This window comes from Rhizobium sp. CF122 (assembly GCF_000282035.1).
Taxonomy (GTDB): Bacteria; Pseudomonadota; Alphaproteobacteria; order Rhizobiales; family Rhizobiaceae; genus Rhizobium.
In genome coordinates, this window is record NZ_AKKA01000011.1 from 13,995 (window position 1) to 26,578 (window position 12,584).

At 58.2% G+C, this 12,584-nt stretch carries 17 protein-coding genes; 16 read left to right on the top strand and 1 reads right to left on the bottom strand.

Annotated features, from left to right (window positions below; genetic code table 11):
• Positions 1 to 78: 78 nt before the first annotated feature.
• From PMI09_RS03145 to PMI09_RS03210, 16 genes are all read left to right on the top strand, one after another.
• Positions 79 to 567, top strand: coding sequence for a hypothetical protein (locus PMI09_RS03145; RefSeq protein ID WP_007788800.1), 489 nt, complete (start codon positions 79 to 81; stop codon positions 565 to 567).
• Positions 554 to 2,263 (top strand): terminase large subunit domain-containing protein, encoded by a 1,710-nt coding sequence (locus tag PMI09_RS03150; protein WP_007788802.1) that lies wholly within the window; start codon positions 554 to 556, stop codon positions 2,261 to 2,263. Before PMI09_RS03145 ends, PMI09_RS03150 begins: the two co-directional genes overlap by 14 nt.
• Positions 2,260 to 3,540, top strand: a complete 1,281-nt coding sequence (locus PMI09_RS03155; RefSeq protein ID WP_007788804.1) for a phage portal protein — start codon at positions 2,260 to 2,262, stop codon at positions 3,538 to 3,540. Before PMI09_RS03150 ends, PMI09_RS03155 begins: the two co-directional genes overlap by 4 nt.
• Positions 3,512 to 4,180, top strand: coding sequence for an HK97 family phage prohead protease (locus PMI09_RS03160; protein WP_007788805.1), 669 nt, complete (start codon positions 3,512 to 3,514; stop codon positions 4,178 to 4,180). The genes PMI09_RS03155 and PMI09_RS03160 overlap by 29 nt, the downstream gene beginning before the upstream one ends.
• Positions 4,181 to 4,212: 32 nt before the next feature.
• Complete coding sequence (locus PMI09_RS03165) at positions 4,213 to 5,526, top strand: phage major capsid protein (protein WP_007788806.1); 1,314 nt, start codon at positions 4,213 to 4,215, stop codon at positions 5,524 to 5,526.
• A gap of 67 nt (positions 5,527 to 5,593) precedes the next feature.
• A complete protein-coding gene (locus tag PMI09_RS03170; RefSeq protein ID WP_007788807.1) occupies positions 5,594 to 5,788 on the top strand; it encodes a hypothetical protein in 195 nt (64 codons plus the stop codon).
• Positions 5,789 to 5,798: 10 nt separating this feature from the next.
• Complete coding sequence (locus PMI09_RS03175) at positions 5,799 to 6,095, top strand: head-tail connector protein (RefSeq protein ID WP_007788808.1); 297 nt, start codon at positions 5,799 to 5,801, stop codon at positions 6,093 to 6,095.
• 4 nt (positions 6,096 to 6,099) lie between these two features.
• The gene (locus tag PMI09_RS29955) at positions 6,100 to 6,483 is read left to right on the top strand and encodes a head-tail adaptor protein (RefSeq protein ID WP_007788809.1); all 384 of its coding nucleotides are present in this window, start codon (positions 6,100 to 6,102) and stop codon (positions 6,481 to 6,483) included.
• Positions 6,484 to 6,697: 214 nt separating this feature from the next.
• Complete coding sequence (locus tag PMI09_RS03180) at positions 6,698 to 7,114, top strand: HK97-gp10 family putative phage morphogenesis protein (RefSeq protein ID WP_007788811.1); 417 nt, start codon at positions 6,698 to 6,700, stop codon at positions 7,112 to 7,114.
• A gap of 1 nt (position 7,115) precedes the next feature.
• Positions 7,116 to 7,544 carry a DUF3168 domain-containing protein gene (locus PMI09_RS03185; RefSeq protein WP_007788812.1) on the top strand — a complete coding sequence of 143 codons (429 nt, stop codon included), beginning with the start codon at positions 7,116 to 7,118 and terminating at the stop codon, positions 7,542 to 7,544.
• Between the two features lie 21 nt (positions 7,545 to 7,565).
• Positions 7,566 to 8,015 carry a phage tail tube protein gene (locus tag PMI09_RS03190; RefSeq protein ID WP_007788813.1) on the top strand — a complete coding sequence of 150 codons (450 nt, stop codon included), beginning with the start codon at positions 7,566 to 7,568 and terminating at the stop codon, positions 8,013 to 8,015.
• The gene (locus PMI09_RS03195; RefSeq protein WP_007788814.1) at positions 8,015 to 8,428 is read left to right on the top strand and encodes a gene transfer agent family protein; all 414 of its coding nucleotides are present in this window, start codon (positions 8,015 to 8,017) and stop codon (positions 8,426 to 8,428) included. The genes PMI09_RS03190 and PMI09_RS03195 overlap by 1 nt, the downstream gene beginning before the upstream one ends.
• Before the next feature lie 2 nt (positions 8,429 to 8,430).
• Complete coding sequence (locus PMI09_RS31185; protein ID WP_007788816.1) at positions 8,431 to 8,580, top strand: hypothetical protein; 150 nt, start codon at positions 8,431 to 8,433, stop codon at positions 8,578 to 8,580.
• Between the two features lie 359 nt (positions 8,581 to 8,939).
• Positions 8,940 to 10,886 (top strand): phage tail length tape measure family protein, encoded by a 1,947-nt coding sequence (locus PMI09_RS03200; protein ID WP_007788818.1) that lies wholly within the window; start codon positions 8,940 to 8,942, stop codon positions 10,884 to 10,886.
• Positions 10,886 to 11,503, top strand: a complete 618-nt coding sequence (locus PMI09_RS03205; RefSeq protein ID WP_007788819.1) for a hypothetical protein — start codon at positions 10,886 to 10,888, stop codon at positions 11,501 to 11,503. Before PMI09_RS03200 ends, PMI09_RS03205 begins: the two co-directional genes overlap by 1 nt.
• A complete protein-coding gene (locus tag PMI09_RS03210) occupies positions 11,500 to 12,144 on the top strand; it encodes a hypothetical protein (RefSeq protein WP_007788821.1) in 645 nt (214 codons plus the stop codon). The genes PMI09_RS03205 and PMI09_RS03210 overlap by 4 nt, the downstream gene beginning before the upstream one ends.
• 70 nt (positions 12,145 to 12,214) lie before the next feature.
• Here PMI09_RS03210 and PMI09_RS03215 read toward each other — a convergent pair whose 3' ends face one another.
• Positions 12,215 to 12,511 (bottom strand): hypothetical protein, encoded by a 297-nt coding sequence (locus PMI09_RS03215; protein WP_007788823.1) that lies wholly within the window; start codon positions 12,509 to 12,511, stop codon positions 12,215 to 12,217.
• Positions 12,512 to 12,584 lie beyond the last annotated feature (73 nt).

A 12,584-nucleotide genomic window follows, 5' to 3' on the forward strand; every position in this document is an offset into this window, starting at 1 on the left:
CCCTCGGGGGGTGGGTCGAAAGTCTGGAGGGCCCCTCGGCCCGGACCCGCGCCCCTCTCATTTGGAGATTTTTTTCTCGTGCATCAGGAAATCGACCTCTTCGGCAACCCGGTTGTCGACACCCGAAGAGGGGTCGGGCGACCCTCTCACGAGGTGACTGCCAAAACGCGTAACAGAGTCAAGATGTTAGTGGCACTCGGTTGGGCAAACCCCCGGATCGCCAACGCTCTGGCTATCTCGTTGCCCACTTTGCGAAAGAATTATTTTCACGAGCTGAAAGCGCGTGATGCAGCTCGCGACCAGTTGGACGCTCGGCGGTTGGAGTTGGCATGGGAGCTTGCTGAGGGCGGAAACGTCGGAGCGTTCAAGGAATTTGGTCGGCTCTTAGAACGCAACGATCGAATGGAAGTTGAGCGGGAACTTAGTTCCGCGCCCAAGAAGGATGAAAAGCCGGCGACATCCGAGCGGCTCGGCAAAAAGCAGCTCGACGAGATCCGCGCACGGGATGCTGACGCGGACCTGATGGCGGAACTGGAGCAGGAAGCGTCACAGAATGCTCGACACTGAGGAGGATTTGCCTCGCTTTGCCTGCCCAGACTGGTGGGAAAAGCTTCTTGCCGGCCAGACGCCAATGGCTGACGTGCCGTATGACAAGATCAAGGCCGCAAAGGCAATCGCGTTTTTCAATCGTCTCCGCTTGCCGGACGTCCCTGGTAATCCTCCCCTGGTGGACGCATGTGGTGATTGGTTTCGTGACATGCTGGCTGTGTTTCTTGCGAGCGAAGATCCGGAGACCTTGCTTCCAACGGTATGGGAGCTGCTTTGCATGGTCCCGAAGAAGAATTCGAAGACCACCTATGTTGCTGGCCTTGCTCTGACGGCCCTGTACATCATCGAGGCGCCTAACCGGCAGATGTTGTTGGTCGGGCCGAGCCAGAACATTTCGGAGCGCTGTTTCGACCAAGCGCAAGGGATGATCCGCCTCGATCCGAAGCTTGAGACGATCTTCAAGGTTCAGGATCACACGAAGACGATCACCCGTTACAAAACGGGTACCTCGCTCGACGTTAAGACCTTCGACACATCGATTGTGACTGGGGAAATCCCGATCATGACGATCATCGATGAAGTGCATGAGCTGGGGAAGAAGGCAAAGGCCGCAGCGGTGATGCAGCAGATCCGAGGCGGCGGCATTACGAAGCAGCGCGGCCGACTGCTGATGATCACCACGCAGTCGGACGAGCCGCCTGCAGGTATCTGGCGAACCGAGTTGGATAAAGCTCGCAAGATCCGCGACGGAAAGGGCGGTCGATCGCCAATTATGCTGCCCGTCCTCTACGAGTATCCGGTCGAAAAGCAGCTCGATCAGGAATTCTGGCGTAACCCGAAAAACTGGGAGCTGATCCTTCCGAATATGGGGCGCTCGATCGACCCGCAAGCGCTGATCGACGACTACGAGAACAATGGCAAGGTCTCGAAAGAGGCTGAGCAGATATGGGCCAGTCAGCATCTCAATATCGAGATCGGTGTCGGCCTCGGCGGCGATGGATGGTCCGGCGCCCTGCATTGGCAGAGTTGCATTGACGCAAAACTGACAGGGCTAGATGCGCTGTTGAAGCGCTCCGAGGTCTGTACCATCGGTATCGACTGGGGCGGAGCAGATGACCTGGCTGGCCTCTACGTCATCGGCAGGGAAAAGCACACCAAGCGTTGGCTAGGATGGGGCAAGGCTTGGGCCCGCAAGACCGTTTTCGAGCAGCGGAAGAGCATTGCTCCTCGCCTTAGAGGGTTTGAGGAGGCGGGTGACCTTGAGATTGCGGGATCTGGCGAGGAGCAAGCCGAGGCGGCTGCAGAGATCTGCCTCCGTGTTTTCAAAAGCGGCCTACTTCCTGAACAGGGCGGCATTGGCCTTGATGCGGCGGGTGTGGCGTTGCTTCTCGATGCGCTCGAAGCCGTCAACCTCAAGCAACCGCTCATTCAGGCTGTCGCCCAGGGTTGGAAGCTGCAGACGGCGGTGTCGTCGGTGCCTCTGAAGCTTGAGGATGGGCGCTTCCTACACGGCGACCAGCCCATGATGGCCTGGTCTGTCGGAAACGCCAAACAGACACTGCGCGGCAGCAATTACGTGGTCACCAAGGAAGTCTCTGGTGCCGCGAAAATCGATCTCCTCATGGCGCTTTTCAACGCCGCGATGCTGATGTTCCAAAACCCTGAAGCTGCTGCGGCTTTCGATGCCGAGGCGTGGATAGCGAGCTACGCATGAACTGGTTTACCCGCCTTCTTGGCCGCGATGGTGTTAAAGATATCGAGGCATGGCGAGGCGGCGCCGCCTCGACGGAGAATGGCGATAACTTTGTGACCAACCAGGTCACGCTTGCGGATTGGCGGGATGGCCGGCTCAATCAGGCTAATTCGGCGGTTGGCCTCTCTGCCACATGGGCGTGCGTGCAGCTGATCGCCGGAACCATCGCTTCCTTGCCGCTGATGATCTATCGGACAGAAAACGGTATTCGCACCGTCGCCAAGGATCATCCGTTGTATTTCGTGCTGCACGACAGCCCGAATTTCGATCAGACCGCTGTCGATTTCTGGGAGGTAATGGCGGCGAGTGTAGAGTTGCACGGTAATGCCTACGCTTTGATCGAGAGGCGGTCCGGCGGCATCATAACGTCGCTCTATCCAATCCGACCGGACAGGATGACGGTTCGCCGCAAGGCAAACAACGACCTGGAATACTCCTGGGCGGACAACGGACGCTCCTATGTGAAGCGAGCCGCAGATGTTCTCCATATTCGCGGGCCTTTGGGTGACGGCATTTCTGGCTCATCGACACTTTCGATCTGCAGAAATGTCTTCGGCGACGCGATGGCCTCAGAGGAAGCTGCAGGATCGGTTTTTGCTAATGGTGTCAATCCAAGCGGCGTTCTGTCTACGAGGCCAGAGACGCAGCTGTCGAAAGAGCAACGGCAGGAGCTGGAGCGGCTCTTGCAGGAGCGGTATATGGGTTCGATCCGGAACGGGAGGCCCATGCTGCTCGACAATGGGCTTACGTGGGAGCAGATCTCGATCGACCCGCAAGACGCTCAGATGCTTGAAAGCCGCAAGTTCAGCGGTGAGCAGATCTGCCGGATCTTCGGCGTTCCGCCCGCAATGGTCGGTTTTGGCGACAAGGCTTCGAACTGGGGCACCGGAAAAGAGGCGGATGTCCTCGGCTTCCAGAAATTCACCCTTCGCAAGCGATTGAAACGCATCGAGCAATCGGTGTTGAAGCAGCTAGTTTCTCTGTCCGAGCAGAGATCGCAGGGGATCGTGATCGAGTTCAATTTCGAGGGGCTTCTGCGGGGCGACACAGCCAGCCGCTACGAAGCTTACGAAAAGGCAATCCGAATGGGCATTGCCACCCGCAACGAGTGCCGAGCGCTCGAAAATCTCCCGCCGATCGAGGGCGGGGACGTCGTGACTGTGCAGATGCAGGACATCCCACTCGCAAACGCCATCAACGGAGACGGAAATGGACAGGAAAACAGCTCCAGTTCTTGAGATCAAATCGCTCAAGGACACCGGCGAATTCGAAGGCTATGGCTCGACCTTCGGCGGCGAGCCCGACGCTTACGGCGATATCATCGCAGATGGCGCATATTCGGAAAGCCTCGCGCTTCATAAGGCCAAGGGCACGATGCCAAAGCTGTTTTGGCAGCACAATTCCGACGAGCCGATCGGAAAGTGGCTCGAAGCAACGGAGGATTCTCGAGGCCTGCTGATGCGTGGGAAGCTGAACATGGACGTTCAGCGCGGCAGAGAGGCGCATGCTCTTCTGAAGGCCAAGGATATCGACGGATTGTCGATCGGGTACAGGATCAAAGAGTATAGCGTCGATACCGAAACGTACGTCTGGACGCTCCAGAAGCTCGACCTCGTCGAAGTCAGCATCGTGTCCGTTGGCGCCAACGAAAACGCTGTAGTTCAGAGTGTGAAGGCGGCTAAGGCCGCTCACGACCTCACGGAAAAGCTTAAAGCCGGGGACCGGCTTTCAGAAAGAGAGTTTGAGACCTGGCTCAAGGGGCTGGGCTTCTCCAACTCGCAGGCGGAGCGCGCCGCGCGTCTCCATCTGAAAGGGCAAGGGGAACTTGCCGCCGCGGCTGATGATGGCGTCGCATTCTTGCGCGCACTGATGAGCTGAAAGCTCGATTTCAACCGAAACTGGAGGTTCCCATGCAGGGACATAAGTTGGCCGTCGTATGTGGCGGCTCCATCGCATTCGCTATTGCTTCCATGGCCGCTCTGCCTTTCGGCCCGCGCATCGTTTTCGATGCTCCGGATCGCCCGAATGGCGGCGGATCGAAGACTGCAGCCGAGCTGGCGGCTGAGTTCAAGCGTGACTTCGACACGAAGCACGACAAGGTCAAGGAGATCGCCGAAAAGGCACTCGCGGAAGCCGAAAAGGGCACGCCGCTGGCCACCACCGCCAAGGAACTCGCCGACCAGGCCATCAAGGGCATGAATGATGCGAAAGCTCGCCTCGACGAGCTTGATCAGAAGATGGCGCACCGTGGCGGCGACGACAACGATCATCGCACGGCCGGTGAACGTTTCGTCGAGAACGATGATTTCAAGGCCTTCGCAGGACAGACACGCCCTCGTGGTCGCGTGCTCGTCGAGGTCAAGGACATCACCTCGCTCACGACAGACGCTCCCGGCTCCGCCGGCGCCCTGGTTCCGGTCGATCGTCGCGGCGTTCAGGTCGAACTTCCGCAGCGTCGCATGACCGTGCGTGCGCTTCTGATGCCTGGCCAGACCTCCAGCAATACAATCGAGTATGAACAGGAGAAGCTGTTCACCAACAACGCCGCTCCGGTAGCTGAGGGTGCCGCGAAACCCCAGTCGGAACTTCAGTTCGAAGACAAGGTTGCTACGGTTCGCACGATTGCGCACTGGATGCGCACTTCCGTCCAAATCTTGGCCGACGCTCCCGGTCTTCGCTCGATTATCGACCAGCGCCTTCGTTATGGACTCTCTTACGTCGAGGAAAACCAGCTCCTCAACGGCTCCGGAACCGGCCAGAACCTGCTCGGCCTGGTCACGGCAGCAACTGCCTATGCCGCTCCAGGCGGGCTGGCCGCGACGACGCAGCTCGACACTGTTCGCCTGATGATCCTCCAGGCGGCTCTTGCCGAGTATCCGCCGAATGGCATCGTCATGAACCCGATCGATATGGCTGCGATCGAAATGGAGAAGGACGATACCGGCAGGTACATCATCGGCAACCCGCAGGGCACGATCCAGAAGACCCTCTGGGGGCTTCCTGTCGTCGAAACGCAAGCCATGGGCGTCGACAAGGCTCTTGTCGGTGCGTTCAACCTCGCGGCGCAGATCTTCGACCGTCAGGACGCCACCATCGACGTCTCGACCGAAGACCAGGACAACTTCATCAAGAACAAGGTCACGATCCGCGCCGAAGAACGGCTCGCCATGGCGATCTACCGCCCTCAGGCGATCGTTTACGGCGATCTCGGCCGCGTAGCTTAGTTCTTTTCGGCTCATATCGACCGGCGCTGACATTCTGCGCCGGTTTCATGAACCGAAGGAGGCAAGCATGATCAAGGCAATTCTCATTAAGCCGCTCGACGGAGATCCTGCAGGATCAACGCGGGAATTCAGTCCGGAAGATTTCAGGCGCCTGGAGGCGTATGGGGCCGTCCGAAAGGCCGGCGCCGATGAGGCCAAGAAGGCGCCGACAGCAAAAGACAAGAGGGCGCCAGCCGTCGTAAACAAGGCCGTCGACAAGTAGGGGCATAATTATGGCTAACGTCGTCATCACCCAACTTGGTCCGCTCTACACGCTAGAGGAAGTCAAGGAGCACTTGCGCGTTGACACTGGCGACGACGACCAGACCATCCAGACATATATGGATGCCGCAGAGGCTTCCGTTCTTCAGTACTGCAACATTTCACTGGTCCCTTTGGGTAAAGAGGCGGTCTTTAAAGTCGCTGCCATGATGTATGTGGCAACGCTTTACGAGGACCGTGCTGGACTGGACGGGCTGCCCAAATCGAGCCAGCTGCTGATTGACCCATATCGCTGGCTTAGGGTTTGACGCCATGGACAAGCGTGATGCAGGTCGCCTGAACGAGAAGGTCGTGTTCGATGAGCGCGCCAGTCAGGACGACGGTTATGGCAATGAGCAAGACGCCTTTGTCGAACAATTCCAGCGCCGGGCTGGATTTACATACCTGCGAGGCGGAGAAACGGTCGTTGCCTCTAGGTTGGAGGGGCGGCAGCCAATAGTTGTTCGCGTGCGCCGTGACAGCGATACGCTGAAAATAGCTCCGGATTGGCGCATGAGGGATAGCCGCAACGGCTCATGGCAGGGCGCCGACAAGAATCGGTACTGGGATGGGCCGATCTACGCTGTTCGCTCGATCGCACCAACCGAGGATCGGCAGTTTCTCGACATCATGGTCGAAAGCGGCGTGGCGGCGTGATGACCAGCTCCTGCACACAGTGAGGCTTCAATGGCACGCGTCAGATTTAGTTCAGACTTCGACTTCAAGCCGACGAAGCGAGTCACAGTCGCTTACATTGCTGGAATGGAGGTTACTGTGAAACGCGCCTGCGCTGATCAAGCGATCGCCGCAGGCAAAGCGGAAGAGATGCTCCCAAGGCGATCAACAGTTACGCAGCAGATTGGGAACCCCGATGAAGACGAAGGCAAAATTCCTCAGCCGTGAAAAGACGATGAGCCTGCTCAACGGCATCGTCCCTGAGGCTGAGAAAGAGCTAGCAGCAGCGCAGATGGAAGGCGCTCAAGCTCTTGCGGCCAAGATCAAGCCTCGCGCTCCCAGCGAAACAGGCTCATACAGACAGAGCATCCAGGCGGATAAGCTCTCAAATCGGCCTGGGGAGCGTGCTGTCGGAAATGGCCTCAATAATGAGACCAAAGATCCGAATGCGACCGGTGTCTTCGCAGACTATATCTGGCGCTTCCTTGAGTTCGGTACCGTCAATATGGCGAAGCGGCCGCACATATTCCCAACCTACCGGCAAGAGCGTCCGAAGATCCGCCGCAAGATGGCGGCCGCGGTTCGTAAGGCCGTGAAAAGGGTCAAAGGTTAGCATGACCTCTCCATCTCTCGAATTGCAGGGCGCCATCGTGGCGCGCCTGAGGACGGCGGCTGCCTTGGCTGATCTTGTCGGGGCACGGGTCTATGATGCTGTCCCGCCAGAGAGCGAGCGGATCAGTAAAACCGGTGCTGCTTGGCCTTACGTTACTGTCGGAGAGGGCGACGAGACATCCGATGACGTCGATTGCGTCGACGGGTTCGAGATCTCGCTCGATGTCGACGTTTGGTCGCGAGCCACAGGGTTTCCGCAGGCCAAGCAGATCAGCGACGAAATACGGAGAGCGCTGAAGTCGCCAGAGTTAGTCCTACCTCAGAACGTCCTCGTTTACTTCCGTCATCGCCAAACCCGGTTCCTGCGAGATCCGGACGGACTGACTTCGCATGCCGTAATGACCTTCGAGGCATTTGCGGAACAACCTTAAACCGCCATCAGGAGACTTCAAATGGCCAAGGCTACGACCATCAAGGGCGGGAAGTTCCGCGTCCTCATCGGTAATGACGCAACCCCGATCGTCTACGCGGCGCCCTGCGGTTTCACGCAGCGGTCGATCACGCTCAATAAGGGTCTGAACGAGGTCAACGTCCCAGATTGCAACGATCCTGACAAAGTCGACTGGCTTGGCCGTGACGCCACATCGCTCTCAATGACAATCTCGGGTGAGGGCGTGCTCGCAGCCGAGAGCGTTGAGACATGGCTCGATGCCTTCGACAGCATCGATGCAATACCGGTCAAAGTCGAATGGGAGTTCCCGGCTAAGACGATCACTTGGACCGGCGCCATGCATTTGGAAAGCGTTGAAGCCGGTGCAGCCAACGCGGGCCGCGCTACGCTGAACGTCTCGATGCAGAGCGATGGCGAAATGGTTCGCACTGTTACGCCGGTCACCCCGTAATGAGCAGGGACGGTTCGAGCGAGGTACCGTTCAATGGCCGGCGCACCTTCTTCAAGCTGACGTGGCGGGAATTGATGAAGATCCAGGAGGCCTGTGATGCGGGCCCCTACGTTGTCCTCGATCGCCTCGTTTCTGGACGCTGGCACCTGCAGGACATCGCGGAAGTCATCAAGTGGGGGCTTATTGGGGGTGGTCTGTCCCAGATGGACGCGCTCGAGCTTGTTGAGAGCGAAGTCGAGGGAAGGCCGCCGCTGGAGAACCTCGTCGTTGCGCAGAAGGTTCTCGGGGCTGGCGTCATCGGCAGCACGGAGGAAGAAGTCGGAAAAAAATCGGAGGCGGCAAACCCGGCAAAGCGGAAGAGCCGCTCCCGAACGGAAAGATACGGTTTGCCGCCGTCATCGGAAACGGAATAGCCATGGGCCTGTCGCCGCATGAGGTGATGGGCCTGTCTATCTTCGAATATTTGGCCGCTCTGGACGGCCACATTGAGGCGACCGATCCGGAAGTCGACAAGAAACTTACGGAAGTTGAAAAGGACGATCTTTGGGAGTGGCTGTCTAGCTAAACATCCTACTGCTTTCGCCAAACATCTCGGTTCTCACGGTAGGCTTCGAGGTACGGTGCTAGCTTAGACCGCGATAGGAACGCCTTCGATGAAGGTGGGAAAAGGCCGTAATCTTCACAGCCTATTAGTCCGATTGCGAAGCCTCGCCCGACACCTTCAGGTGGGTCCTGGTCCAAAGGATAGAGCATGGCGTCTGCGACCTGCTTTTCACAACGTGCGATTTGCTTAGGTGTGGCGGTTACTTCCGCCGCTTGGTGCGGGAAAAATTGGAAATAGGTGACCACGCCTGCCGCTGCCATGACGACGAAACATGTGCCCGCAATTAGCCCTTTTAACCATGCACTCAAAGGACGCCCCTCTTGGCTACTGACAACGAACAGTTGGTTTTGAGCATAAGTGCCGATACCCGTCAAATCCAGCGACAGCTGAAATCTCTGGTTGGGCAGACGCAGGCCAATACCAAAGCCATCGAGGATGCCTTCAAGGGTATCGATAAAGCCTCCGGAGACGCCTTCGGCAAGGTCGCGGCCAATAGCAATCGCGCGTTCACAACGGCTGAGCAGGGCGCGAAGCGATACCAGAATGCAATGCGCTCCTCCACGGTACAGACGGGGAACCTCGCCGCGCAGTTGAACGACATCGGCGTTCAGCTATCGGGTGGTCAGTCACCGTTCCTCATCGCCCTTCAGCAAGGATCGCAGATCACGCAAGCGTTGGGGGCCGGTACAGGTCTGCGCGGCGCCGTTGCAGGGGTGGCGGGCGCGTTCACTTCGCTGCTGAACCCGGTGTCTTTGGCAACGATTGCCATTATTGCGCTTGGAGGTGAGGCCGTCCAATACTTTACATCCCTGCTTTCGGACGGAGGGAAGTCAGAAGAGACGCTTCAGAAGCAAGCTCAGCTGATCCAACAGGTCGCTAAGGAATGGGGCGATGCCGTCCCCGCGCTTCGCGAGTATGCCAGCGAGCTGGAGCGCGCGCAGAAGATCGGCGAGTTGCAGGCTGGCGCGCAAATCCTGAACGAGAATACGTTGGAGGGCACGCGCGCATCGATAGCGAACGCTGGCGTCGCGGTTGCCGACCTAGTCGGTCAGTTGCAAAGCGCTGGGGAGGAGGCTGATGTAATCCTTGGCCTGCAGGACGCATTCAACGAGTTTACAAAAGCCGCGAAGGATGGGTCGCTCACGGTAGAGGACGTCCAACGTGTTCAGGATGCTCTTTCTGCGGCTATCAACAGCAGCGGCATTCCCGCAGTCGATTCCTTCCGTGAAATGTTCAACAAACTATCTGCGGCAGCACTTCAGGCGGCGGACAGCGTCCAAAAGGTGAACGCCCAAACGGGAGCTGCGACGACCGCGCTCTTCCCGTCGCAGGGCGCATATGCAGGCGTTGATCGAAGCGCTGACGGTCCTATTCAGGGCGAGAGTTTCAGCCTTCCTGAAGATGGGCCAAGGCCAGAAAGCCGACCGCTGATCGAGCTTGAGGGCCTACCAGGTTCTAATCGTTCATCGGGTAGAAAGACCCGTGACGAGGCGGCGGAGAAAGCGAAGCGGGAAAAGGAAGCGGTTGTCGAACTGATCGAGCAACTCGAATTCGAGCAAAGCCTGATCGGTAAGACGTCGGCGGAGCGTGCCGAGGCGAATGCTCTACGTCGCGCTGGCGCAGCAGCTACAGACGAACAGAAGGCCAAGATCTCTGAGCTCGTCGAGGCCTCCTTTGCCGAGCGCGATGCGATCGAGGCTAATAAGGAAGCTATGCGCGAGCTTCAGGATATTAGCCGCGATGTGCTGGAAGGCATTGTCTATGATCTTCGGGATGGCAAGAGCGCCGCTGATATCTTCACGAACGCGCTCGGTCGCATCGCTGATCGGCTGACCAGTTCGGCTTTCGATGCCATTTTCAGCGGAGGTGCTATCGGCGGAGCTGCAGGCAAGGGTGGAATCTTTGGAGGTGCGATTATTCCAGGCATTCTTCACGACGGCGGCGTCGCTGGCCAAGATGGATACGGTCACGGCCGTGCAGTATCGCCATCCGTTTTCAAGGGCGCAAAGCGCTACCACAACGGCGGGATTGCCGGGCTGCGGCCTAACGAGGTTCCTGCAATTCTTGAGCGTGGTGAGAAGATCACCCCGAAAGGGGTGTCGACCGGGAGTAGCGTAAGCGCTCCTGTCTCCATCGCGATTGATGCCAGAGGAGCAGACGCTGACGGCCTCGCTCGTGTGGAGCGTCAGCTTGCAAAACTGCGCTCTGAGATTCCGGGGACCGTAGTCAGTACCGTGAAAGATGCGCAGAAGAGGCGGATGATCTAATGGCAATCACCTTTCCTCGGGAGTTGCCAGACGTCGACTTCGTCACAGCTGATTTCATCCTCGATAGTCCTGTCAAAGCCTCTGCTTCAGGCTCGCGCCTCATCAACTACACACAGGTAGAAGATCCTGCGTGGGTGGCGAACCTTACGACGCGACCACTGGTCTACAGCCAATACGCTGTCGTGGAAGCGTGGTGGCTATCGCTACGCGAAGGCTTGCGCTCTGTGCTATTTCGGCACCCTTTCGTTTGCTATCCGGCGGCGCACGGAGAGGACCAGGTTCCGGCCGATGACGCCGGGAACCTTGTGAGCGTCACTGACGGCAACGTCCTCTCAATCAATGGTGTGGACGCCAGCCTCGATCTCGCTGTCGGAGACCGGATCGGACTGGAACGGTCTAGCAAATACTTCGTCGGTCGTGTCACGGAAGTGACTGGCTCCGGAGTTTCCCGGACAGTTGCCGTCGAGCCTCCTCCGTTCGATGCGGTTGCGCAGTCCGGCGCTGTCGTGCGCTTCGCCAAGCCGGGTCTCGTTATGCGACCGGTACCGGGAAGCTTTCAGGCGCCGCGCTCCGGTCGCTTCTACTCAGTCTCGTTTCAGCTTAGGGAAAGCCAGTGACGCTCTCGACAGAAGTCAAAGCGCTATACGACGCTGGCCGCATCTCGACTCGCCAGATGGTCCGTGTGCAGCTCGGCTCTGGCATTTATGGGTTCATTGCTCGTCGAGAGCCATTGATCTGGGCCGGCGTCACCTATCAGCCATTCGGCCTCATTGAGGTCTCGGATATCGGAGGCGGCACAGGCACGGCTGCGGATGGCGGCTTCACGCTCACTCTCGCCGAGAGCAAGGAGTTCGGCCTCACTCCTGAGATCCTCACTGAAATCGAGAGCGAGGATTATCGCGATCGGCCGGTGGTCGTTTATGACGCTCACTTCCATCCCGACACGGGAGCGCTGATCCAAGTCGAGTCAGTCGCTCGCGGCTACCTCGATGTGGTCGAGCACAATATCGATGACACCCGTGGGTATTATCTCACGGCACGCTGCGAAGGCCGACAGCTAGACTACAGCAGGCAGAACGGTCGCAAGCGCACCGTGGCGGATCAGCAGCGCCGGGATGCGGGCGACCGATTTTTCGAGCATGCCGCGACAGCCGGCCGTGTCGATATCGCCTGGGGCAAGGCGACAGGCTCCACCCTGAACGCTGCCAAGAGCGCTGCTGCTGGTGCAGCTCGTGCGATAGGTTTCAGAGGATTATGAGGATACGAAAATGAAGAAAACTATGACATTTCGCCAAGGTAAATCGCTGGTATCCATCTCACCCGACGTATTAAGTTTGATCACTGGCGAGGCCGAGAGTTGTACGGCAAGCATCAAGCGTGGCTTGCAAGACCTCGATGCCGAACCTGATAGCGGCCGCCTCCTCGCCAATAGCGATCCCATCGGCAACCGTCCCCTTGGCTTCTCGGATTAGATTAGCCTCCAGTTGATCTAGCCAATCTTGCTGGCTGCTGTCGATTTGGGGAATAGCCTCAATGGTCGTCCGCAGGGAATGCTGCATGGCGGCTAGCGCAGCCGCGAGGTTTGTCGGCGTCATTCCGCCTTCTGGTATGATGGTCCGTTCCATTATTCGTTCCTTTGGTTGCGACGCGAGATAATCATTCCCGCAACCGAGAGTCGATATCCCCTAGCAGGTAATT